The sequence below is a fragment of the Burkholderia sp. Ac-20384 genome (assembly GCF_017104605.1).
In the GTDB taxonomy this organism is placed as follows: domain Bacteria; phylum Pseudomonadota; class Gammaproteobacteria; order Burkholderiales; family Burkholderiaceae; genus Burkholderia; species Burkholderia lata.
The window spans coordinates 14,970-36,270 of the sequence record NZ_JAAGPE010000029.1 but is presented as its reverse complement, the minus strand read 5'-3'; the positions used below and the strand labels follow the sequence as shown (position 1 = coordinate 36,270).

Genomic DNA, 21,301 nt, shown 5'->3' with positions numbered 1-21,301 from the left:
AAAGTCTCCTCCTTTATGATTACATTGATCAATGACAAGATCGCCGAGAGCTTAGCATTGCGCCGTGCTGTTCGCGCACCGGTTTTCTAGACGGGAGACTCGGCTGCGCGGCCCGCCGGCAGCCGCGACAAGCCTGGTTCGACACCAAAATTTCCACCAAATCGTCGACAAAAACGTTAATTAAAACTGGTCGAACACCAATAAGATAGCGCTCAACACTGGCCTGGCGCGCTATCGCGCCAGGCCGCCGAACCTGCGCCGCCGCGCGCCCCAAACGACATCCGATCCGAGACATCGCCATGCCCCGTCCCATCGTCGCCCATATCCGCCCTGACGCCGTTCGCCACAACCTCGACTTCATCCGCCGCACCGCCGCGCAATCGCGCGTGTGGGGCGTGGTCAAGGCCGATGCGTACGGTCACGGCATCGAGCGGATCTACCCGGGCCTCGCGGCCGCCGACGGCATCGCGCTGCTCGATCTCGACGAGGCGGTGCGCGTGCGCGAGCTCGGCTGGGACAAGCCGGTGCTGCTGCTCGAAGGGATCTTCGAGCCGGCCGACGTCGAGCTGGCCGATCGCCACCGCCTGACGGTCGCGGTGCACTGCGACGAGCAGCTCGACCTGCTGATCGCCGCCAGGCCGCAGCAGCCGATCGACATCCAGCTCAAGATGAACTCCGGGATGAACCGGCTCGGCTTCCGCCCCGCCGTTTTCCTTGCCGCATGGGAACGCGCGGCAAGCGCGCCGTCGATCGGCAAGATCACGCTGATGATGCATTTCGCGAACGCCGACGAAGGCGAAGTCGACTGGCAGCTCGACCAGTTCGATGCGACCACGGCGGGAATTCCGGGCGAGCGCTCGACGTCGAACTCGGCCGCCGTGCTGTGGCATCCGCGCGCGCACCGCGACTGGGTACGGCCCGGCACGATCCTGTACGGTGCATCGCCGACGGGTGCGGCGCGGGATATCGCCGACACGCCGCTGATGGCCGCGATGACGCTGACGAGCAAGATCATCGGCGTGCAGACGCTGTCGCCGGAAGAAACCGTCGGCTACGGCCGCCGCTTCACGGCCGACCGGCCGATGCGGATCGGCGTCGTCGCGTGCGGCTATGCGGACGGCTATCCGCGCCACGCACCGACCGGCACGCCGATCGCGGTGGACGGCGTGATGACGCGCGTCGTCGGCCGCGTGTCGATGGACATGCTGACCGTCGACCTGACGCCGTGCCCGAACGCGGGCATCGGGTCGAGCGTCGAGCTGTGGGGCGACCAGGTGAAGGTGGATGACGTGGCGGAAGCCAGCGGCACGATCGGCTACGAGCTGATGTGCGCACTTGCGCGCCGCGTGCCGGTCGTGATCGTCCCGCCGGGTGCGTCGAGCGAACAGCCGACGCTGCGGACCGGGAGCTACGGGCGCTGACCGGCGGAGAGGCGGCGGCGCACACGCTGTTGCGTCGCCTGACGTGCCGCTTCGGTTGCGGGCCGCGTTGGGCGGCCCGTTTGCTTTTCCGTCCGAGCGAAAGGTGTGGGTTACGGCCCTTCCGCTCCGCTCGGTGAACGCATCCGGCGATGCACTACGAACGCCACGTCGGCTTGCGCTTCTCGAGGAACGCGTCGATGCCTTCGCCCGCATCTTCTTCCATCATGTTGCGCGCCATCACGTCGCCCGCATACGCATAGGCTTCGTCGAGCGGCAACTCGCGCTGGCGATAGAACATCTGCTTGCCATATCGCACCGCCGCCGGGCTCTTCGCGACGATCTCGGCGACCTTGCGAGCGACGGCCGCATCGAGCGCATCTTCGGGTACCGCTTCGTTGACGAGCCCCCACGCGGCGGCCGTCGCCGCATCGACGAAGCGCCCGGTCACGAGCATGTCGAACGCGCGCTTCGCTGTGACGTTGCGGCTCAACGCCACGGCCGGCGTCGAGCAGAACAGCCCGACGTTGATGCCCGAAACCGCAAAGCGCGCGGTATCGGCCGCGATCGCCAGATCGCACGCGGCGACGAGCTGGCAGCCGGCCGCCGTCGCGATGCCGTGCACGCGCGCGATCACCGGCACCGGCAACGCGCGCATCGCGAGCATCACACGGCTGCATTGCGCGAACAGCGTGCGGTAGTAGTCGAGCTCGGGCTGGCTGCGCATCTGCCGCAGGTCGTGGCCCGCGCAGAACGCCTTGCCTTCGGCGGCCAGCACGACGCAGCGCACATGCGGATCGGCCGCCAGCGACTCGAATGCATCGTGCAGGCTCGCGAGCATCGCCTCGGACAATGCGTTGAACTGCTGCGGACGGTTCAGCCGCAGCGTGACGACGCCGTCGTGCGCATCGCGCAACAGGATCGGCTCGGCAGTCTCTTGATCGGATGTCATGATGTTCCGCTCGATGGGGTTCGGCAGGATTCGGTGCGGCGTGAACGCGCGGCGATGATGCGGGCCCGTTCACGGCACCGTGAGGATGAAATGCTCCTCCACATTCCGCCTGGCGTCCAGTCACGAGCCACTCGCGTTGCCAGACGTCCGCGCGGCAATGGCGGCGATCGCATAGGCGACACAACCGACCGCAGTGATTGCCCACAGCGCCTCTGTCAAATCCGGTAGCAGTATCGTCGCAGCGCCCGCGATGGCCACGCCGAGGAGGCTGCCAGCCTGTCTCGCCGCATTGAGGAACCCCGATGCGACGCCCGCCGCGTCCGCCGGCACCTGTTCGAGCACGGTCGCGATCATCGGCGCCACCGACAGCGCGGTTCCGGTACCGAATGCGGCCATGGCCGTCCACACCACCGGCCACTGCGCACGCAGCGTGAGCGCGACGGCAATCGCCGGAATGGCCAGCGCCGCCATCCCGAGGCCGTTTGCCATCAGCGTGACCGGGCGAACCCGACCATGCAGTTTTCCTGACAACAGATTGCCGAGCGACAGGCTCAACGCGAACGGCAACAGTGTCATTCCCGTCTGTCGCGCACTCATGCCGAAGCGTCCGTGCAGATACAGGCTCAGCACGAACAGCAGCCCGAAGTAGCCGACGTAGACGAGACTGCCCATCAGGTTCATCGCGACGAACACGCGATTGCGAAACCACGCCAACGGCACCATCGGATGGCGCGTGCGCCGCTCGACGACGACCAGCACGGCTGCCGCGAGCGCGGCGGCCAGCAGCGCGCAACGGACTTCCGCGGCACCAGGGCCGCGCGTCGGCAATTCGATCACCGCAAAACACAGCGCGCCGAGTGCCGCCGCACCGACACTCTGGCCGGCCCAGTCGAACGGGTGCGCACGTCGCACGGTCGACGCCCGGACGAGCATGACGGCCCCGGCAAAGGCGACCGCGCCGGTCGGCACATTGATCAAGAACGCGCTGCGCCAGCCGAAATCGTCGACGAGAATGCCGCCCAGCACCGGCCCCACGGCAACGGCAACCGACGCGATGCCCGCCCAGACCGCAATCGCCCGCGCACGCTCGGCAGGCACGTCGAAGGTGCTGCGCACGACCGCGAGCGACGCGGGCAGGAAGAGCGCGGCACCGATGCCCTGCACGAAGCGCGCGGCCACGAGGATAGCCACGGACGCCGCGACGCCGCACGCCGCCGATGCGCCGACGAACAGCGCCAGCCCCGCGAGATACACACGCTTCGCGCCGAACCGGTCGGACAGCGCGCCGCCCGCGAGAATCAACGCGGCGAAGCTGAGCGTATACGCGTCGACGATCCACGCGAGTTCGGCGACCGTCGCGCCGAGGCTCGTGCGCATCGCGGGCAACGCCACGTTGACGATCGTCGAATCGAGGACCGCCATGAACATGCCGATCGCGACCAGCGCCAGCGTGAAGCGCTGCTCGCGCACCGTCCGGCGGCTCGTGGCCGCCAGCGGAACGGGAACGGAAACGGGAACGGGATTGCAATCGGACATGACACCTCCAGGCAGATGCCGGGAGTCTAGGAACGGCGTGCGATGCAGAAAAGTGATAATTTCGCATTTTGATGATGCAGATCTGCATCACCCCTTCCCGTCCGCCGCCGCCCGTCCGATGACACAATCGATCCGCATGAACTGGGACAACGCCCGCTTCTTCCTCGCCTTGGCGCGCACCGGCACGCTTCGCGGTGCCGCGGCGCAGCTGAATGTCGATCAGGCGACGGTGGGACGTCGCATCGCCGCGCTCGAGGACGAACTCACGGCCCGCCTGTTTCTTCGAACGCCGACCCTCTATGTACTGACGACCGCGGGCGAAGCCCTGCTCGAACCGGCCGAAACGATGGAACGGGCGTCACTCACGATCGAGCGCCGCGTGATGGGGCTCGACGAGCAGCTGGCCGGGTCCGTGCGCATCGCCACGACCGACTCGCTCGGCAAGCGTTTCGTGGTGCCCGCGATCGCCCGCCTGCGGCGCAGGCATGCAGGCATCGACGTCGTGTGCGTGACATCGGCCGAGATCGCCAACCTCACGCGCCGTGAAGCGGACCTCGCGATTCGCACGTTGAGGCCGGATTCGCCGGATCTGATCGTCAGGCGGCTCGGGCATCTCGAAACGGGCATCTATGCTTCGCGCCGCTATCTGGCCGAGCGTGGCGAACCCGTCGCGGGGAGCGCGTTCGACGGACACGATCTGGTGATGTACCAGCAGCCGGTGGTACCGACGATGTGGGACGCGCTGTGCGGCGAACCGACTTCACGCGGCCGCGTGATGTTCCAGACATCGTCGACGATGATGCTGGTCGAGGCTGCGGTGGCAGGGCTCGGCATTGCAGAGCTGCCGTGCTTCCGCGCCGACGCGGAGCCGGAACTGGTGCGCCTCATGGCGCGGCGATGCAATCATTTCGACGTGTGGCTCGTCGCCCATGCCGATCTCTACAAGACCGCGCGAGTGCAGGCCGTGATCGAAGCCGTCGTCGACGAGTTCGCGACCGCCGGCCCCTCTGCCCGGTAGCGTGCCTGTCTGTCAGCGCGCGGCCGGATTGCGCCCGCTGCGCCACGCGCGCACGCCGGAACGCAGTTGACTGGCGCCGCCCAGGAAAAAGAAGACGCCCATCCCGCCTATCATCAGTACGTCGCCCCAGATCGCACCGAACGTATTCAACCGCGCGCTCCTCCTGGGCTCGTCGGGCGTGTAGCGCACCTCGACGATCGCGCCGTCCTGCTCGCTCACCGAGCCGCCCTGCGGGTATTCGACGTGCTCGCCCGCGAGCGTCGTGAATGCGATCTCCGGATGATGCGGGCCCGCATTCAGCTTGATGACCCGCCCCGGCACGACGACCGACGTTCGCAGGAATTCGCGCGTCGACTGCGCGTACAGGGCAGCGCCGATCAGCAGGCAGCTACCCACGACGGTAAAAACGACGCCCTTCGCGATCAGCGTTTCCGTCTGCGGCGCAGTCGTGCGGCCGGAATCGGACACCATTCCGCCCACCTCACGGACGCGACTGATAGAACGACACGGCGATCTTCGACTGCGCCTTGCAGCGGTACATCACGCCGCGCCCTGTTTCGTCGGTCGTGCCTTCGTACGGGCCGTTGCAGCCGGTGACCTTGTACTTCGCGAACGGAACGCGCTTGCCGTCCTGCGGCCGGACCAGTACCGGGATACGCCCCGTCGGGCCGTCGCCGATCGTGCGGACGAGCACCATGCGCGCCGCATCGATCGGCGCGGCGGAACGCACGTAGGCCGTGCGCCCCTGCGCGTCGGTCGTGCCTTCGACTTCGAGTTCCCGGTTGTCCTGGGCCGCGCTCGTGTACAGCGCGAACGCATAGTGCGTGTTCGGCAGCGGCTGTTTTGTCTCGGGATCGTGCAGCACGAAATAGCCCCCGTTGATGCCCGTCCCGGCCGTCACCAGCCCGTCGGCTGGCGTAGGGTTGCACGTGTACGACGAACCGCTGCCGGCAGCAGCCTGTTGTGCATTCTGCTGCCCGGTGGTGTTTGCGCATCCGCCTGCCAGCGCAGCCATCAGCGCCACGCATGCGCCGCGCACGAGCGCTGCCCGGTCGATTTTGATTGTCATGGGAAGGTGTCCCGTTCCTGATTGTTTGTTGTGGATGCCGGGCGTGCTGCGCAGGTTGCGCGGGCACGCCGCCCTCGGCATCCGGCAGGATACGGACATTGCCGGGCGATGTAAATCGCCCACCCGGTGAACGTCGCGCGGAAATCGAATGATGGATGCGGCGACCGGAATCGTGTCGACTACCCGAACAAATCGCCATGCGCCTTCTCTTTCCAGTACTCCTGACAAAAATCCAGATAGGCGCGCACGACCGACGACGGATGCCGATGAGACGGGTAAAGCAGGTTGAGTTCCTGTTCCGGCAACGGATGCTCGTCGAGCAAGGAAACGAGTCGCTGCGTACGCAGATCCTCCATGACCAGAAACGGCGGAAGCTCGGTCACGACGTCTCCGGCAAGCGCCCGACGGTGAAGATGCGCATAGTCGTTCGTGGCGAACAGCGGACGCGGATGAAATGGCGTCTCCCCCAGATTCCAGACCGGTTGCGCGTAGGCGCCAAGTCCCCAGGTTGCACACGGCAGTAGTTGCAAATCCTCCGGCGTGGCGGGACGGCCGTACTGTTCTAGCAACGCGGGGCTCGCGACCAGCCGATGCCGGTACTGCAGGATCTTGCGCGCCACCATCGACTCATGCTCGATCGCCCCCACGCGCAGCGCCACATCGATGCCGTCGACGATCAGGTCGACGCGCCGCTCCGTCGTATAGACAAAGAGCCGGATGCCCGGGAAACGCACCTGGAACGCCGCCAGTAAATCCCACCAGATATCGAACGTCGGCGGCAGCGACAAGCGCAGAAATCCCTTCAGCTGATGCTGGGCACTGACCACCGCCTCCTTCGCCTCGATCAGCGCCTCGATTCCACGACTCGCGTGTTCGTAGAGCCGGACGCCGGCATCCGTCAATTTGGTGCCGCGAACCGAACGTTCGAGCAACTGAACGCTGAGTTGCCTTTCAAGCTCCCGAACCCGGCGGCTCAAGGTAGGCAACGGCACGCCGGTGCGCAATGCGGCAGCGGACAGGCTCCCGGCCTGCACCACGGTCACAAACATTTCGACGGCATTGAGGTCCATATCATCCTCTCGAATTTGATAGGCAGTGTATCGGATTCGGCGATTCCTGAATGTCATCCGAACCCGCATAGTGGCTACGCGTACCTCACAACCGATCACCGGAGATAGCCATGTCTACCTTGGAAACGCTTTTGAAATCGCGGGTTTCAACCAACAAGTACGATTCCGGCCGGGCGTTGACCGACCAGCAGATCGACGAACTGATTCAACTCGCAACGACTGCCCCGTCCGCCTTTAACCTCCAAAACTGGAAGTTTGTCGCCGTGCGCAGCGCCGCCGGCAAGGCGAAGCTGCTGCCGCTGGCCTACGGACAGCAGAAGGTCGCCGACGCGGCCGTGACGTTCATCGTCTGCGGCACGCTCGAGCCGCACGTCACGCTGCCTGGCGCGCTGAAGCCGTCCGTCGAGCACGGCATTCTCGACCAGGGAATCTATGAAGGCTGGATCGGCGCCGCGAACAGCATGTACGGCGACAACCCCGCATTTCAGCGCGACGAGGCGATCCGTTCGGCATCGCTCGCCGCCATGACATTGATGCTGGCCGCGCAGGATCGCGGGCTCGCGTCGGGGCCGATGATCGGCTTCGACCCATCCGGTGTCGCCGCTGCATTCCACCTGCAACCCACCGACGTGCCGGTCATGCTCGTGACCGTCGGCCATGCCGCGCCCGGCAACTGGCCGCAAAAGCCGCGCAAGTCGACGTCCGACGTCCTGTCATTCGCGTAACACGACATCGAAAGCCGATGCCGGCGTCATATCGACGTGCGCCGGCATGGCCTCCCCCAGCATTCACATTCGACAAGGAAACACCATGAAAGCCTATGTCATCGAGCAAGCCGGCGGCCCCGACGTCCTGCAAATCCGCGATATCCCGTCGGTCGCGCCGAAGGCCGACGAAGTACGCATCCGCGTGCGCGCGTTTGGCCTCAACCGTGCCGAAACGTACCTGCGTGCGGGCAAGATGGGCCCGATCGACGGCCTCCGCGTGCCGGGTATCGAGGCGGTCGGCGAAGTCGTCGAAGACCCGTCCGGCACGTTCCGGATCGGTCAGCGCGTCGCGACGGCGATGGGCGGATTGCAGTTCACGCGTCCAGGCAGCTATGCCGAGGAGGTCACGGTATTGCGCACCAACGTGATCGATCTCGACGGCACCACGTTGTCGTGGGAAGAACTCGCGGCGTTGCCGCAGGCCTACCTGACAATCTGGGGCGCACTGAACAAGAGTCTCGGTATCGAAGCGGGCCAGACGCTGCTGGTGCGCGGCGCGACGTCCACGGTCGGCCTCGCCGCGATTACCTATGCGAAGGCGTCGGGCCTCCATGTCGTCGCAACGACGCGCTCCGCCAGGAACGAAAATCGCCTCTTCCTGGCCGGCGCGGACGACGTGATCGTCGACGGCGGCGAGATCGCGGACGATGTGCGGCGCCTCTTCCCGAACGGCATCGATGCGGCGCTCGAGGTCGTCGGCGCGGCGACGCTGCGCGACACCGCGAGTACCTTGCGGCCGTTCGGCGCCGTCGCGGTCGTCGGGTTGCTCGGCGGGCCACCGGTGCTCGAGCATTTGAACCTGATGACCGACCTGCCGCCCGCGGTCAAGCTGAGTTTCTTCCCGAGCCAGTTGTTCGGCACGCCCTCGCTGCCGCTGGGCGACGCACCGCTACGAATGATCGTGGACGGCGTTGCCAACAAGCAGATTCCGTCATTGCTCGAACGCACCTTCGCATTCGACGAGGTTCGACAGGCGCACGAATTGATCGAAAGCAACCGCGCGCTCGGCAAGCTCGTCGTCCTGGTGTGATCTTCGGGACCGCGCGGATCGCCTGTCGTGATCCGCGCCGTCCCTTTCCCCATGCGCTATCCCGTCCGGAGATTCCCATGCACACATTCCTGAGGGCATCAGTTGCTGCGCTTGCCATCCTGCCGGTGGCCGTGTCAGCGGCCCCGCCCGAAAACAATCGCATCGCAACCGAAGCGATTGCCGGCCAGCTCCGGCGATATGAGAAGGCGCTCAATTCGTCGAATACGGACGAAGTGATGAAACTCTATGCCGACGACGCGGTTTTCATGCCGCAGAACTTTCCGACGGTAATCGGCAAGGACAACGTTCGAAACGCGTACGAAACAATCTTCCGGACGATCAAACTGAACGTCACCTTCAGGATCGACGAGATCAAGCCGCTCTCGAACGACTGGGCCTTCGCGAGAACCCGTTCCAGCGGCACCCAAACGGTGCTGAGCAACAATCGGCAAAGCGCCGAAGGCAACCAGGAAATCTTCATCCTCCATCGCGCCAAGGACGGTGCATGGCAGTTTGCTCGATACATTTTTTCGACAACCAATCGCCCGAAATCCGTCGAGACCTCCGGACCGTAACCAGGAGCCGACATGAAAACATTCATCGCCCTCGCTGTCCGCACCGAGTATGACGGCAGGCATCGGTCTCCCACGGCTGCGATGGATCCTGCGGCGTAATCCGGCACCCGGCGCTGGATCAATCCATGCGTCGTTACCTGGCGCGTCTCCTCAGTACTCGCCGCTCGCGACGCGCGCGATCGTCTGCCGCAGCCAGATGTGCGCAGCGTCGCCGTGCCGGCGCGCGTGCCAGTGCTGCGCGAATTCGAACGAATCGATCGGGAACGGCGGCTCGAACACGCGCAGCCGCGCATCGTCGCGCACACGGTCGAGGTTGCGGCGCGCGACGGTCAGCACGAGGTCGGTGCCGGCGATCAGGTCGTTCGCGACACCCCAGAACGGCAGGATCACCGCGATGTGCCGCTCGCGCCGCAACCGCGCGAGCGCGCGATCGACCTCGTTGTCCATCCCGTCGCGCATCGCAACGAGCGCATGCGGCCGTGCGAGCCATGCGTCGAGCGCGAGTTCGCCACGGCGCGGCAGCCGGCTCGCATCGGCCACGCACGCGAACGATTCGACGAACAGCGGTTGCGCATGCAGGTCGCGCTGCACCGCCGGCAGCACGCCGAGCGCGAGATCGACCTCGCCGTCCATCAGTTGCATCCGCATCGCTTCGCGCGTGGCCTGCGACACGATCAGCTCGATGCCCGGCGCGTCGGCGCGCAGCGTCTTCACGAGCGCCGGCAGCACGATCCGCGCGCCGTAGTCGGACATCGCGATGCGAAACACGCGCGTGGCCGCGGACGGATCGAACGCCGGCGGCTCGATCAGCGCGCCGAGCCGGCCGAGGACGTCGTTCAGCGGTTCGACCAGTTCGTTCGCGCGCGCAGTCAGCTCGAGCCGGCCCGCGCGCCGCACGAGCAACGGATCGCCGAAGATTTCGCGCAGACGCGCGAGCGCATGGCTCACGGCCGGCTGGCTGCGGTGCAGCCGGACGGCGGTACGCGAGATGTGTTTTTCGCTCAGCAGCGCGTGCAGCGTCACGAGCAGGTTCAGGTCGATGCGGGCCAGATTATTCATGAAAGGAATATGAAGCATCCGAAGAACGAATTTCCATTCGCCATCTTAATGGATAACAATCATTTCGAATTCCTTTCACGACCGACCACGATGACGACTTCCCTTTCCTTCGCCACCCTTCCGCTCGCCGTCGCGGCCTTCGTCGCCGGCGCGCTCGTGCCGCTGCAAGGCGGCAGCAATGCCGCGCTCGGGCGTGCGCTCGGCCACCCGCTATGGGCGAGCGTCGCGTCGCTGACAGTCAGCCTGCTCGTGGTGCTGCCCGTGCTGCTGGCCACGCGTGCGCACGCGCCGCTGATCGGCGACGCGCTGCAGCGCCCGCTGTGGACGTGGCTCGGCGGCCTCGCGGGCGTGATCTACATCACGCTCGCGCTGATCCTGACGCCGCGGCTCGGCGCGACGACCTTCATCGTCTGCGTCGTGGCCGGGCAAACGCTCGCGTCGCTGCTGATCGACCACTACGGGCTGATGGGGCTCGCGCAGCGGCTCGCGACACCCGGCCGCATCGCGGGCGTCGCGCTGATCTTCGCGGGGATGATCGTCGTGCAATGGCAGACGCCCGCGCCACGCGCGCCGGCCGCACCCGGCGACGCGGCAGCTGTGCAACCCGAACCGCAGCACTGACTGCGCAGGCGGCAACGGGCGCGCGGTTGCCGAACGGCGATGTGTGTCAGCCCGCGAGCTTCTTCAGTGCGTCGAGCACCGCGTCGCCCTTGAACGGCTTCACGATCCAGCCCTTCACACCGGCAGCCTTGCCGCGTTCCTTCATCGCCGGGCTGCTTTCGGTCGTCAGCATCACGACGTTGACCGTCGAGTTCGCCAGTTCGCCGCGGATCTTCTCGACCATCGTCAGGCCGTCCATGTTCGGCATGTTCACGTCGCTGATCACGAGGCGCACGCCGGGCGTCGCCTTGAGCTTCGCGAGGCCGTCCTTGCCGTCGACAGCCGTCGCGACATCAAGCCCGTGATTGCGCAAGAAGCCCGCGACTTCGTCGCGCACCGTGCCCGAATCGTCGACCACCAGAATCTTTGCCATGTCGTATTCCCCTTCCTTTCGTTGTTGCTGACTTCAGTATTCAAAACAGTTCGAGTTCGCCCGATTCGACCATCGGCCCCACGTCCTGCACCGATTCGCGGAAATCCTCCGGCGACCAGCTCAGGCTGAACACGAAGCGCTGGTCGAGACAGACGGAGCGCCCCGATGCCGGATCGGTCATCCGGTACTTGAAGCAGAGCTGCGGGCAGTCGCCGCCGAACGAGATGAACTTCTGCTTGTGATTGACGACGAGCGGCACCTGCACCGGATGGCGGGCCAGCGCCTCGGCGTCGCCGAGATAGCGGTTCTTGAACGCGCCCCACACGAGGTTGGTCAGTTCGCCGAGCACGCTGTTCACGTCGCGGAAATCTGGTGCGCGGCCGTCGTCGCGCGTGCCGCCTAGCATGTCGAGCAGCGGCTGCTCGCTCGTCTGCAGCAGCATGTAGCCGCGGCACCACGCGCTTTCGAGCGCGATCAGGCTGAACACTTCGCCGAAGATGATCTGGTCGCGCACGATGCACGGCGTTTCGTGCTCGATCGTCATGCCCGGGAACAGGCTGTCGATACGCGCCTCGGTGATCTCCGAGATGCCGCGCACGAGTGCGTTCGGGTAATCGCGGCCGAACAGGTATTCGTCGATCGCGCGCTTGAGCGGCGTCATGTCGTCCGCGACGTAGGCCGCGCATGCAACGCGCGCGAGTGCCTCCGGCAGCCCGTCGCGCGACGCAAGCGATTCGCGGCGCAGGATGATCGGCAGCTCGGGGCGCAGCGCATCGATCTGCGTCGCGATGATCGCGCTCTCGGCCGGCGAGCCGCCGTAATCCTCGGCCAGCAGGATCGCACCGAGGTCGATGTTCGAGCGCAGCACCTTCAGCAGCCGGTTGCGCCGTACGGTCAGGCCGACCAGGTTGTGCTCGTCGCAGAAACGCTTGATCGCGTCGGCGTGCGCGCGGCTGTCGTCGAGCACGAGCACCTTGCTGACGGGTTTGTCCAGGGTCATCTCAAGGGTTCCTAATGGTCGGTCTGGGTCGGTCGGAGTCGGTCAGAACAGTTCGAGCTCGCCACCGGTATCCACCGTGGCAGTGGCCGGCACATGGAAATCGACCGGCGCGTTCGCGCACACGCACAACGTCGCACCCACCCGCACATCGCCGTCGAGCGTCAGGTCGTAGGCAGCCACGTGATCCGGCGAAAGTGCGGGCAGGTAGTCGATGCTCGATCCGCTCAGCAGATACGGCGTCGACATCCCGAGGTCGGGAAACGGCGCGGTCAGCGCCTGGTTGATCGCGCCGCAGCACAGGTTCGCGACTTCCATGAATGCTTCGGGCAGCGGCCGCTGGCTGCTCGTGCCCGCCGTCGCGCCAGCGAAATGGCGGCGCGTCGCATCGTCGTCGCTGAAGCGCAGCGCGAGCAGCAGGCGGAAATGCAGCGCCGAGATCGTCAGCACCGCGACATGCTCGGGCACCTTCGACTTCGACCGCGACTTCGCGGGCGCGTGATCCTGCCCATCGTGTGCGTGGCTGGCGGCCGGCCGGATGTCGCACGCGCCGCCGGACGCGAGCCGCGTGCGCGCCGCATCGAAAAAGATCCGCTCGAAGCCGGCTTTCGCCTGCGCGCTGATCACGCCGCGCCTCCTTCGATTCGCGCGTGCAGTTGCCCGGCGAGCGTCTCGACGGTCGCGAGCGCGGCCGTGATCATCTTGCCGCCGGCCTGGATGTCCTGGAACGTCGCGGCCGTCACGAGATCGTTGCGGTTCAGGCTGTCGCGATAGCTGTTCGACAGTTGCTGCGAGCGTGCGGCCAGCCCACGCACCTCGCTCGCGACGATCGAGAAGCCGCGCCCGGCCGTGCCGGCGCGTGCGGCCTCGATCGACGCGTTCAGCGACACGATCGACACGTGCGCGACGATCGCCGACAGCTCCTGGTTCTTCGTGCGCATGTCCTGGTTCTGCGTGGTCAGCGAGATCATCTGCTCGTGCCAGCGCTCGAAGGTGCCGGCGAGCCCGCGCAGGCGCGCGGCTTCGTCGGCGATCTTCATCGCGTGCTGCGCGAGCGCCGTTCGATCGGCCGACAACGCGTGCATGGCGTCGCGCTGCGTGCCGGCCTCGGACGTCTCGCGCGCCAGCGCATCCTCGAGCTGCGCCTCGCGCTGCGCCCATGCGTCGGCCGCCTCCGCGTGCGCCGACGTAGCGTCGACGACGCGCGCTTCGGCTGCGTCGAGCGCGCCGCGCAACTGCGCCGTATCACGTTCAAGCGCCCCGACGAGCCGCTTGCGCGTCACGCGAAACACGACTGCCGCCACGATTGCGACGACGGCACCGCCCGCCAGTGCAGCGGCCATCTGGATCATCCACGCCTGCACCATCACGTCGTCACTCCGCCGCGCCGATATCCGCGCTGCGCACACGTTCGTGCACGACGCCCTGGGCGGCACCGTCCGCCGCGAAGCGGGCCGGCAGCGACACGATCGTCTCGAACGCGCGATACGGCGCGCCGACGCGATCGTCGGTGAAACGCAGCGCGATGTCGCCGCCGTCGCGCTTCAGGAAGTTGCGCACCGCGTCCATGCCGACGCCACGGCCCGACACTTCGGTCACGGCATTCGCGGTCGAGAAACCCGGCCGGAAGATCAGCTCGGCCACTGCGTCATCGGACAGCGCCGCGTCGTGGTCGGCATCGATCCAGCCGCGCTCGCGGGCAATGCCACGAATCCGGTCGAGCGCGAGGCCGCGGCCGTCGTCGCTCAGCACGAACCACAGCTCGCCGCCGCCCACGCCGACCGCGATGTCGATCGTGCCGGATGCCGCCTTGCCGGCCGCGCGCCGCTCGTCGGACGATTCGATCCCGTGGTCCATCGAGTTGCGCAGCAGGTGCATGAACACGTTCTTCAGCGTCGCGGCGATTTCGCTGCGCACGCGGTGGCCGTGGCTGTCGATATGCACGACGGGCGCCGGCTTGCCGAGTTCGGCCGCGAGCGACGGCAGCGACTCGATCACGCCGCCGAGCGCATCGCCGATGCCCTGCGTGCCAAGCTGGCTCAGCATGCGGCGCACGGCGTCGCGCGCCGCATGCCAGTCGGCCTCGCTCGCCGGATCGGCGCCGTCGAGCACGCGCAGGCTCTCGCTGATGTGCGCGCGTTCGACCATCAGGAAGTCGGCGCCCTGCACCGCCTCGCCGCTGCGGCCGAGCGTGACCGCGTTGATCGTCGCGTAGTGCTCGACCGCATCGCGCACGCGGGCCAGGTCGTCCATCAGCGCGTCGCGGTTCCACTCGGGGCCGCCGTCCGCGCGGCGCAGCGAGTCGTACGCCTGCTCCGCTTCATGGACGATGTTCGTCAGGTGCTGGAGGCTGTACGTGCGCGCATTGCCCTTGATCGTGTGCATGTTGCGGAACAGCGCCGCGACGATCGAGTGATCGGCGCGCTCGTGCTGGCGAATCATCCGCTCGTTCTCGCTCAAGAAGCCCTTCGCGCTGTGCACGAAGTCGTGGAACTTGTCCTGGCTGATCGACAAAATCTCGCCGATCATCTCGAGGCGGCGCTGCTGCTCGCCGGCCTGCGCGGTCAGCTCGCGAATCTCGGTCACGTCGCGCACGCACAGCATCAGGCGCACAACCGTATCGGTCTCGTCGGTGATCGCCGACCAGCTCAGGTCGAGCCACTTGTCGCGGCCGTCCGGCATCCGCTTCGCGACTTCGTTCACCAGCAGGTGCTCGTTGAACTCGAAGTTCATGCTGTCTTCGCCGAGGCACGCATGCACGGCCGCATCGACCTGCGAGCGGGCGTCGGAACCGATGTTCGAGTCGTCGAACACGAGCGCCATCAGGTCACGGCCCGCGATGTCGCTCGTCTCGAAGATGGTTTCGAGGTACGCCGAATATTCCGCATGCACGACGCCGCCTTCGACGACGGTCAGGATCCCCTGCTGCATGTTCTGCAGCATCGCCTGGATGTCGGCCGTCTTCTGCTTGAGCTGCGCCGAGTTCTCCTGGATCTTCTCGATCATCCCGTTGAACGCGACGATCGAATGGCCGATTTCGTCCATCCGGCCCACCGGCACGCGGCGCGTGAAATCCTGGCTCGTCGCGATCTCGCTCATCGCCGTCTGCATCCCGATCAGCGGACGCGTGATCTGGCGATACAGCAGCAGGCCGAGCGCGGTCAGCAGCACGATTACCGTGCCGGCGACGCCCGCGATCGCGGTTGCCGTCGTCGAGAGCATCCCGTTCAGCGCGCTGATCGCGTCGTCCTTCTGGCGGTTCTTCTCGACGCGCAGCGTGTCGACGATGCTTTCGAGTTCGTCGCGATACTGCGCGACGTTCGCGAACAGGTACGCCTGCGCCATCTCGGGCTTGCCGTCGGCCTTCATCTTCACGGTGTCGTCGATCGCCGCGAAATAGTTCGTGGCGCTCTCCTTCGCCTGCGAGACGAGCCCGACCTGCGCCTGGCCGACCGCCGACTTCGCCTGCACATCGAGCGCGGCGCGCAGCGCGCCCTGCTTCGCCTTCAGCTCGTCGCGCGCCTGGGCGGCGGTGTTCGCGTCGGGCGCGTAGACGAGCGTCATCGTCGCGATCTGGATGTTCTTCACATCGGCGACGAGATCCGCCGACGCGAGCGCGCTCGGCACGATTCCCTGGGTGACCTGGCGTACCTCGGACGCGCTCTTGCGTGTCTGGTACACGGCATAGATGCCGATCGCGGACAGCGCGAAGAACGTCAGGACGACTAGCAGCGTAATGCGATGACGAATGGTCATGAGTACAGCTCCCCGCAGCGATTCGGCTTCGATCGCCGTTTGGTCTATTGAAAGAATGTGAGCGCCGAATTATCGGGGATGGTGTATGACGCTCCGATGACCGGAAATCAATCATTCATTGATAAAAATGAAATGAATAATTGTGGCTAAAGAGCCCTAAAGTATTGTCGGGATCTGCCGTTAACCTCGTGCCACAAGGCTTCGATCGGCGATCCGGCGCGGCCTGGAAATTCCAGGTTCGGATATTTTATTTTTATTTATTTAATCCGCTGATTATCCGCAATCGGGCTTTCGTAAAACGTTTGCGCATTATCGACGAATTCGGTTGAATTCGCGATTTTTTATTGCGAGAGCGTGATTCGACGGACGGATGAAAACGATACCGCCCGCCCTGGGGCCGACGATGCAATGCGCTGCATCGTCAGCCCCGGGCGGGCGTGGCAGGCTAACGACCGGTCAGTGGCTGCTGGCGCGAGTCGCCCCCAGCCCCGTTTCCGAACGCACCTGCTGTGCAGCGAACGCGCCCTTCTCCGCCTTCGCGCGCAGGCTCGTGTCGAGTACCGAGAACAGCCACACGCCGACGAAGCCGATCGTCATCGAGAACAGCGCGGGCGACGTGTACGGGAACCACGCCGAACCCTTCGGATAACCCAGCGTCGCTTCCCATACCGACGGCGACACGATCGTCAGCCCCACCGACGAGACCAGCCCCAGGAACCCGCCGATGACCGCGCCACGCGTGGTGCAGCCCTTCCACATCATCGACAGGAACAGCACCGGGAAGTTGGCCGACGCGGCCACCGCAAACGCCAGCGACACCATGAACGCGACGTTCTGCTTCTCGAACGCGATGCCCAGCAGCACGGCGATCACGCCGAGCACCAGCGTCGTGATGCGCGACACCTTCAGCTCGTCTGCACTGTTCGCCTTGCCGTTCTTGAAGACGGTCGCATAGAGATCGTGCGACACCGCGGACGCACCCGACAGCGTGAGCCCGGCGACCACCGCCAGAATCGTCGCGAACGCCACGGCAGAGATGAAACCGTAGAACACGTCACCGCCCACCGTCTTGGCCACCAGCACCGCCGCCATGTTGGCCGTGCCCGCGCCGCCCTTGATCACGCCCTTCGCGACGTCGGCCAGTTCCGGATTGGTCAGCACCAGCGTGATCGCACCGAAGCCGATGATGAAGATCAGCACGTAGAAGTAGCCGATCCACGTGGTTGCCCAGAACACGGACTTGCGCGCTTCCTTCGCATCCGGCACCGTGAAGAAGCGCATCAGGATGTGCGGCAGGCCGGCGGTGCCGAACATCAGCGCCATGCCGAACGAGATCGCCGAGATCGGATCCTTGATGAACCCGCCCGGCGACATCACCGACAGCCCGATCCGGGTCGCGTCGTCCGGCGCTTTGCCGGCATTCGCGGCGATCGCGGTCTTGACTTCCACCGCATGGGCGAACAGCGCCTCCGGGCTGAAGCCGTACTGCGCGAGCACCATGATCGCCATGAACGTCACGCCCGCGAGCAGCATGCACGCCTTGATGATCTGCACCCAGGTGGTGGCCGTCATGCCACCGAATAGCACGTAGACCATCATCAGCGCGCCGACGATGACCACCGCCACCCAGTAGTCGAGACCGAACAGCAGCTTGATGAGTTGCCCCGCACCCACCATCTGCGCGATCAGGTAGAACGCCACCACCACCAGCGTGCCGATTGCGGCGAAACTGCGGATCGGCCCTTGCTCGAAGCGGTAGCCCGCGACGTCGGCGAAGGTGAACTTGCCGAGGTTGCGCAGCCGCTCGGCCATCAGGAACGTGATGATCGGCCAGCCGACCAGGAAGCCGATCGAGTAGATCAGGCCGTCGTAACCCGACGTCATCACAGCGGCGGAAATGCCGAGGAAGGAGGCGGCCGACATGTAGTCGCCCGAGATCGCCAGACCGTTCTGAAACCCGGTAATGCCGCCGCCGGCGGTGTAGAAATCCGCGGCGGAACGCGTGCGGGACGCCGCCCACTTGGTGATCCACAACGTCCCTGCGACGAACAGCGCGAACAGGACGATGGCCGTGGTGTTGGTTGCCTGCTTGGCGGTCTGCCCGACATCGCCGCCGCCCGCGACGGCCACGCCGCACACGCCTACTGCCAGCAGCGCGACCAGCGTCATCGAAAGAGTCTTCTTCATTGGGCGACGTCCTGCAGGATGTCCTGCGTCAGTTGATCGTATTCGTTGTTCGCGCGGCGCACGTAGATGCCGGTGATGACGACGGTGAACACGATCACCGCCATGCCGACCGGTACGCCGACACTCGTCACGCCGGTGCTCACCGGCTTCGCGAGGAACGACTTGTCGAATGCGATCAGTGCGATGTAGCCGTAGTACACGACCAGCATCAGCACGGTCAGGAAGATGCCGAGCGTATTGCGTCGTCGCTTGAGCTGCGCATACTTCGGATGCGCTTCGATTTTTTTCACCAACCCATCATGCATCGCCTGTCTCCTGGTTTGCTTTTTGAATGAGTGTGGCGATTCTGGATGGCGAAGCTGACTGCGTGCTTACTCGATCTTTCGCGAGCGCACTATGGTTTTCCCTAGCGATACCGGGCGCTGGTGCCGCTGTCGCACGCGAGACGCCCTCGTCCTGTACGCGACCGCACGCGGGGCGCGTCGCAACGTCGACGTCATTTCGGCGCAGCGACGCGGGTTAGTCCCGACGCAATATTTCGACAGTTCTCAATAACCGGATAGTCGCGCGCAGCGTCGATCACGGATCGAGCGCGCCGCCCGACCATCCCGCCGACGGCCGCGAACCCGTCAGCTTCAGCGCGACGTCGCCCTGCGCGACCAGCCGCTCGCGATTGCGCGTGACGATGCGTCCGGCCTGCGGCGCGACCAGCACGTGCTCGCTGCCGGGCACGCCCGGATGCGCGACGATCCGCGCGATGCGCTCGCCCGCGTCGACCGTCGCACCGAGTTCGCGTTCGTACACGAGCACGCCCGATACCGGCGCGAGCACCGTCTCCATATGCGCGATCGGCACGGCCTCGCCATGCCAGTCATGCGCGCCGGCCGGCTCCGCGATCACGCCGCGGCCGCGCAGGAACGCCAGCACGCCGTCGGCATCGCGCTCGGCGAGTGCATCGGATACGTCGGATTGCCCGCGCAGCTCGACGGTCGCGACGAGCCGTTCGCGCAGGCCGCCGTTGCGCGCCCAGTGCGCGGCGATCGCGCCTTCGAACGCGCCGTCGTCGTCCTCGTCCCACAGAATCGCGACGTCAACGCCGAGCGCCGCCGCGAGATCGCGGCCGGCCGGCCACATTTCGCGCTGCACGTACAGGTACGGCAGCGCATCGGAATCGGTATGCAGGTCGAGCACGATATCGGCGTCGCACGCGGCGTCGAACAGCGTGCGCTGCCACGCGGCGAATGTCGTCGCGGGCCGGCGCGCCGCGGCCGATTCATGGAAATGCCGGTTGAAATTGCGCTGCGTCGCATCATGGAAGCGGCCGAGCAGCCGCCCTTGCCGGAACTGCGCGAGCCCGAGCGGGTTCGCCTGCGGCACCACCGTCACCGTGCCGCGCAGCATGCCGCGATCGTGCGCCGCGCACAGCTGCGGCAGCAAGCGGTGCAGCACGAGCATGCCGGCGATCTCGTCCGCATGCACGCCGGCCTGCAGATGCACGCGCGGCCCGTCGCCGCCCGTCAGCCGCCATGCGCGAATCGCGAGCGGCTGCCCGCCGTCGCCGGGCACCTGCCATGTCAGCACCTCGATCATCGTCCGTCCTCCTTCCGGTTCGGCTCGCCCGTCACGACGCTGCGCGCGACTCCGCGCCGAGGCTCGCGACGAATGCCGCAATGCGCTCGCAGGCGTCGGCCAGCTTCGCATCGTCGACGACGAAGCCGAAGCGCACGAAGCCGGACGCGGTATCGCCGAACGCGCTCGCATCGAGCAGCGCGACCTGCTTCGCGCGGAACAATCCCCACGTGAATGCGTGCGCGTCGAGCCCCGTGCCGCGCACGTCGACCATCATGAACATGCCGGCTTCCGGCAGCAGGCAACGCAGCCCCGGCACGTCGCGCAGACGTGCGTAGGCCAGGTCGCGGCGACGCCGGTACAGTTCGCGCATGTCCGCGACGATCGCGGCCTTGTTGTCGAGCGCGGTGACGGCCGCCTGCTGGATGAAGCCCGGCAGCCCGTACAGCATGCACAGCGCGAGCCGCTCCGCATGCTCGATCAGCTCGGCCGGGCCGATGGCCCAGCCGACCCGCCAGCCCGGCATCGCATGCGATTTCGACAGGCTGCCGATCGTCACCGTGCGTTCGGCCATCCCCGGCAGCGACGCAATGCTGACCATGTCGCGCTCGAACGTCAGTTCCGCATAGACCTCATCGGACACGACCCACAGATCGCGCTCGCAGGCGAGCCGCGCGATTCGTTCGAGATCGGCGCGCGGCATCACGACGCCGGTCGGGTTGCACGGCGTCGCGAAGAAAATCGCCTTGGTGCGTGGCGTCACGGCCGCTTCGAGTGCGTCGAAGTCGAGATGAAAGCCGCGCGACGCATCGACCGGCACCGGCACGAGCGTCGCGCCCGACGCGCGCACGCTCGCCTCGTACGTCAGGTACATCGGCTCCGGCACGATCACCTCGTCGCCCGTCTCGCACAGGCACATCGCCATCGCGAACAGCGCGTTCTGCGCGCCGGCCGTCACGATCACGTGCTCGGCACCGACCGCCTGCCCGGACGTCTTCGCATGCTCGCGCGCGATCGCCGCACGCAGTTCGGCGCGGCCCCGTACTTCGCTGTAGTGGGTGTCACCGCCGCGCAGCGCGGCTACCGCGCGCTCGACGATGATCTCCGGCGTCGAAAAGTCGGGATCGCCGACGCTCAGGATGATCGCCGGGTCGCCCGCCGCGACGGCCGCCAGCGCCGCGTAATGAATGTCCCATGCAGTCGTACGCTTGCCCTGCAGGCGATCGACCAGCTTCGAATAGTTCATGCGTTCTCCGTCGCGCGGC

The 21,301-nt window shown here is 66.3% G+C and carries 21 protein-coding genes; 6 read left to right on the top strand and 15 right to left on the bottom strand.

Features of this window, described 5'->3' with window-relative positions; translation table 11 throughout:
• Positions 1-299 precede the first annotated feature (299 nt).
• Positions 300-1,421 carry an alanine racemase gene (gene alr / locus G3O00_RS08305; RefSeq protein WP_206142670.1) on the top strand — a complete coding sequence of 374 codons (1,122 nt, stop codon included), beginning with the start codon at positions 300-302 and terminating at the stop codon, positions 1,419-1,421.
• Positions 1,422-1,575: 154 nt separating this feature from the next.
• On the opposite strand, the gene G3O00_RS08300 is transcribed toward alr, so the two are convergent.
• Together G3O00_RS08300 and G3O00_RS08295 are read right to left on the bottom strand one after the other, a co-directional pair.
• Positions 1,576-2,370 (bottom strand): enoyl-CoA hydratase, encoded by a 795-nt coding sequence (locus tag G3O00_RS08300; RefSeq protein ID WP_174930397.1) that lies wholly within the window; start codon positions 2,368-2,370, stop codon positions 1,576-1,578.
• A gap of 120 nt (positions 2,371-2,490) precedes the next feature.
• A complete protein-coding gene (locus G3O00_RS08295; RefSeq protein WP_206142669.1) occupies positions 2,491-3,906 on the bottom strand; it encodes an MFS transporter in 1,416 nt (471 codons plus the stop codon).
• 136 nt (positions 3,907-4,042) lie between these two features.
• On the opposite strand from G3O00_RS08295, the gene G3O00_RS08290 reads away from it, so the two are divergent.
• A complete protein-coding gene (locus tag G3O00_RS08290; RefSeq protein ID WP_174930602.1) occupies positions 4,043-4,924 on the top strand; it encodes a LysR family transcriptional regulator in 882 nt (293 codons plus the stop codon).
• 12 nt (positions 4,925-4,936) lie between these two features.
• Here G3O00_RS08290 and G3O00_RS08285 read toward each other — a convergent pair whose 3' ends face one another.
• The 3 genes from G3O00_RS08285 to G3O00_RS08275 form a co-directional block, all read right to left on the bottom strand.
• Positions 4,937-5,395, bottom strand: coding sequence for a DUF3592 domain-containing protein (locus G3O00_RS08285; protein WP_206142668.1), 459 nt, complete (start codon positions 5,393-5,395; stop codon positions 4,937-4,939).
• A 10-nt stretch (positions 5,396-5,405) separates the two neighbouring features.
• Entirely contained in the window at positions 5,406-5,993 is a 588-nt protein-coding gene (locus tag G3O00_RS08280) for a hypothetical protein (protein WP_206142667.1), read from the bottom strand.
• A 179-nt stretch (positions 5,994-6,172) separates the two neighbouring features.
• A complete protein-coding gene (locus tag G3O00_RS08275; RefSeq protein ID WP_174930401.1) occupies positions 6,173-7,063 on the bottom strand; it encodes a LysR family transcriptional regulator in 891 nt (296 codons plus the stop codon).
• 110 nt (positions 7,064-7,173) lie between these two features.
• Between G3O00_RS08275 and G3O00_RS08270 the strand changes: the two genes are divergently transcribed.
• The 3 genes from G3O00_RS08270 to G3O00_RS08260 all read left to right on the top strand — a co-directional run bounded on the left by G3O00_RS08270 (position 7,174) and on the right by G3O00_RS08260 (position 9,435).
• The gene (locus G3O00_RS08270) at positions 7,174-7,788 is read left to right on the top strand and encodes a nitroreductase family protein (protein WP_206142666.1); all 615 of its coding nucleotides are present in this window, start codon (positions 7,174-7,176) and stop codon (positions 7,786-7,788) included.
• Positions 7,789-7,873: 85 nt separating this feature from the next.
• A complete protein-coding gene (locus G3O00_RS08265; protein ID WP_206142665.1) occupies positions 7,874-8,860 on the top strand; it encodes a zinc-binding alcohol dehydrogenase family protein in 987 nt (328 codons plus the stop codon).
• Between the two features lie 77 nt (positions 8,861-8,937).
• The gene (locus tag G3O00_RS08260; RefSeq protein ID WP_206142664.1) at positions 8,938-9,435 is read left to right on the top strand and encodes an SgcJ/EcaC family oxidoreductase; all 498 of its coding nucleotides are present in this window, start codon (positions 8,938-8,940) and stop codon (positions 9,433-9,435) included.
• Positions 9,436-9,585: 150 nt separating this feature from the next.
• On the opposite strand, the gene G3O00_RS08255 is transcribed toward G3O00_RS08260, so the two are convergent.
• Positions 9,586-10,494 (bottom strand): LysR family transcriptional regulator, encoded by a 909-nt coding sequence (locus G3O00_RS08255; RefSeq protein WP_174930405.1) that lies wholly within the window; start codon positions 10,492-10,494, stop codon positions 9,586-9,588.
• Between the two features lie 90 nt (positions 10,495-10,584).
• On the opposite strand from G3O00_RS08255, the gene G3O00_RS08250 reads away from it, so the two are divergent.
• Positions 10,585-11,115, top strand: a complete 531-nt coding sequence (locus G3O00_RS08250; RefSeq protein ID WP_174930406.1) for a DMT family transporter — start codon at positions 10,585-10,587, stop codon at positions 11,113-11,115.
• Positions 11,116-11,161: 46 nt separating this feature from the next.
• Here G3O00_RS08250 and G3O00_RS08245 read toward each other — a convergent pair whose 3' ends face one another.
• The 9 genes from G3O00_RS08245 to G3O00_RS08205 form a co-directional block, all read right to left on the bottom strand.
• A complete protein-coding gene (locus G3O00_RS08245; RefSeq protein ID WP_011355572.1) occupies positions 11,162-11,527 on the bottom strand; it encodes a response regulator in 366 nt (121 codons plus the stop codon).
• Positions 11,528-11,567: 40 nt separating this feature from the next.
• Positions 11,568-12,527 carry a chemotaxis protein CheX gene (locus tag G3O00_RS08240; protein WP_011355573.1) on the bottom strand — a complete coding sequence of 320 codons (960 nt, stop codon included), beginning with the start codon at positions 12,525-12,527 and terminating at the stop codon, positions 11,568-11,570.
• A gap of 42 nt (positions 12,528-12,569) precedes the next feature.
• Entirely contained in the window at positions 12,570-13,151 is a 582-nt protein-coding gene (locus tag G3O00_RS08235; RefSeq protein ID WP_206142663.1) for a hypothetical protein, read from the bottom strand.
• Positions 13,148-13,891: a methyl-accepting chemotaxis protein gene (locus G3O00_RS08230; protein ID WP_206142684.1), complete on the bottom strand. Its 744-nt coding sequence runs from the start codon at positions 13,889-13,891 to the stop codon at positions 13,148-13,150. Before G3O00_RS08230 ends, G3O00_RS08235 begins: the two co-directional genes overlap by 4 nt.
• Before the next feature lie 7 nt (positions 13,892-13,898).
• The gene (locus G3O00_RS08225) at positions 13,899-16,280 is read right to left on the bottom strand and encodes an MCP four helix bundle domain-containing protein (RefSeq protein ID WP_206142662.1); all 2,382 of its coding nucleotides are present in this window, start codon (positions 16,278-16,280) and stop codon (positions 13,899-13,901) included.
• A 456-nt stretch (positions 16,281-16,736) separates the two neighbouring features.
• A complete protein-coding gene (locus tag G3O00_RS08220) occupies positions 16,737-18,467 on the bottom strand; it encodes a cation acetate symporter (protein ID WP_206142661.1) in 1,731 nt (576 codons plus the stop codon).
• Positions 18,464-18,772: a DUF485 domain-containing protein gene (locus G3O00_RS08215; RefSeq protein ID WP_206142660.1), complete on the bottom strand. Its 309-nt coding sequence runs from the start codon at positions 18,770-18,772 to the stop codon at positions 18,464-18,466. Before G3O00_RS08215 ends, G3O00_RS08220 begins: the two co-directional genes overlap by 4 nt.
• Before the next feature lie 274 nt (positions 18,773-19,046).
• On the bottom strand, positions 19,047-20,057 hold the full coding sequence (locus tag G3O00_RS08210) for a succinylglutamate desuccinylase/aspartoacylase family protein (protein ID WP_206142659.1): 1,011 nt from the start codon (positions 20,055-20,057) through the stop codon (positions 19,047-19,049).
• Positions 20,058-20,088: 31 nt separating this feature from the next.
• Positions 20,089-21,282 carry an aminotransferase class I/II-fold pyridoxal phosphate-dependent enzyme gene (locus G3O00_RS08205; RefSeq protein ID WP_206142658.1) on the bottom strand — a complete coding sequence of 398 codons (1,194 nt, stop codon included), beginning with the start codon at positions 21,280-21,282 and terminating at the stop codon, positions 20,089-20,091.
• Positions 21,283-21,301 lie beyond the last annotated feature (19 nt).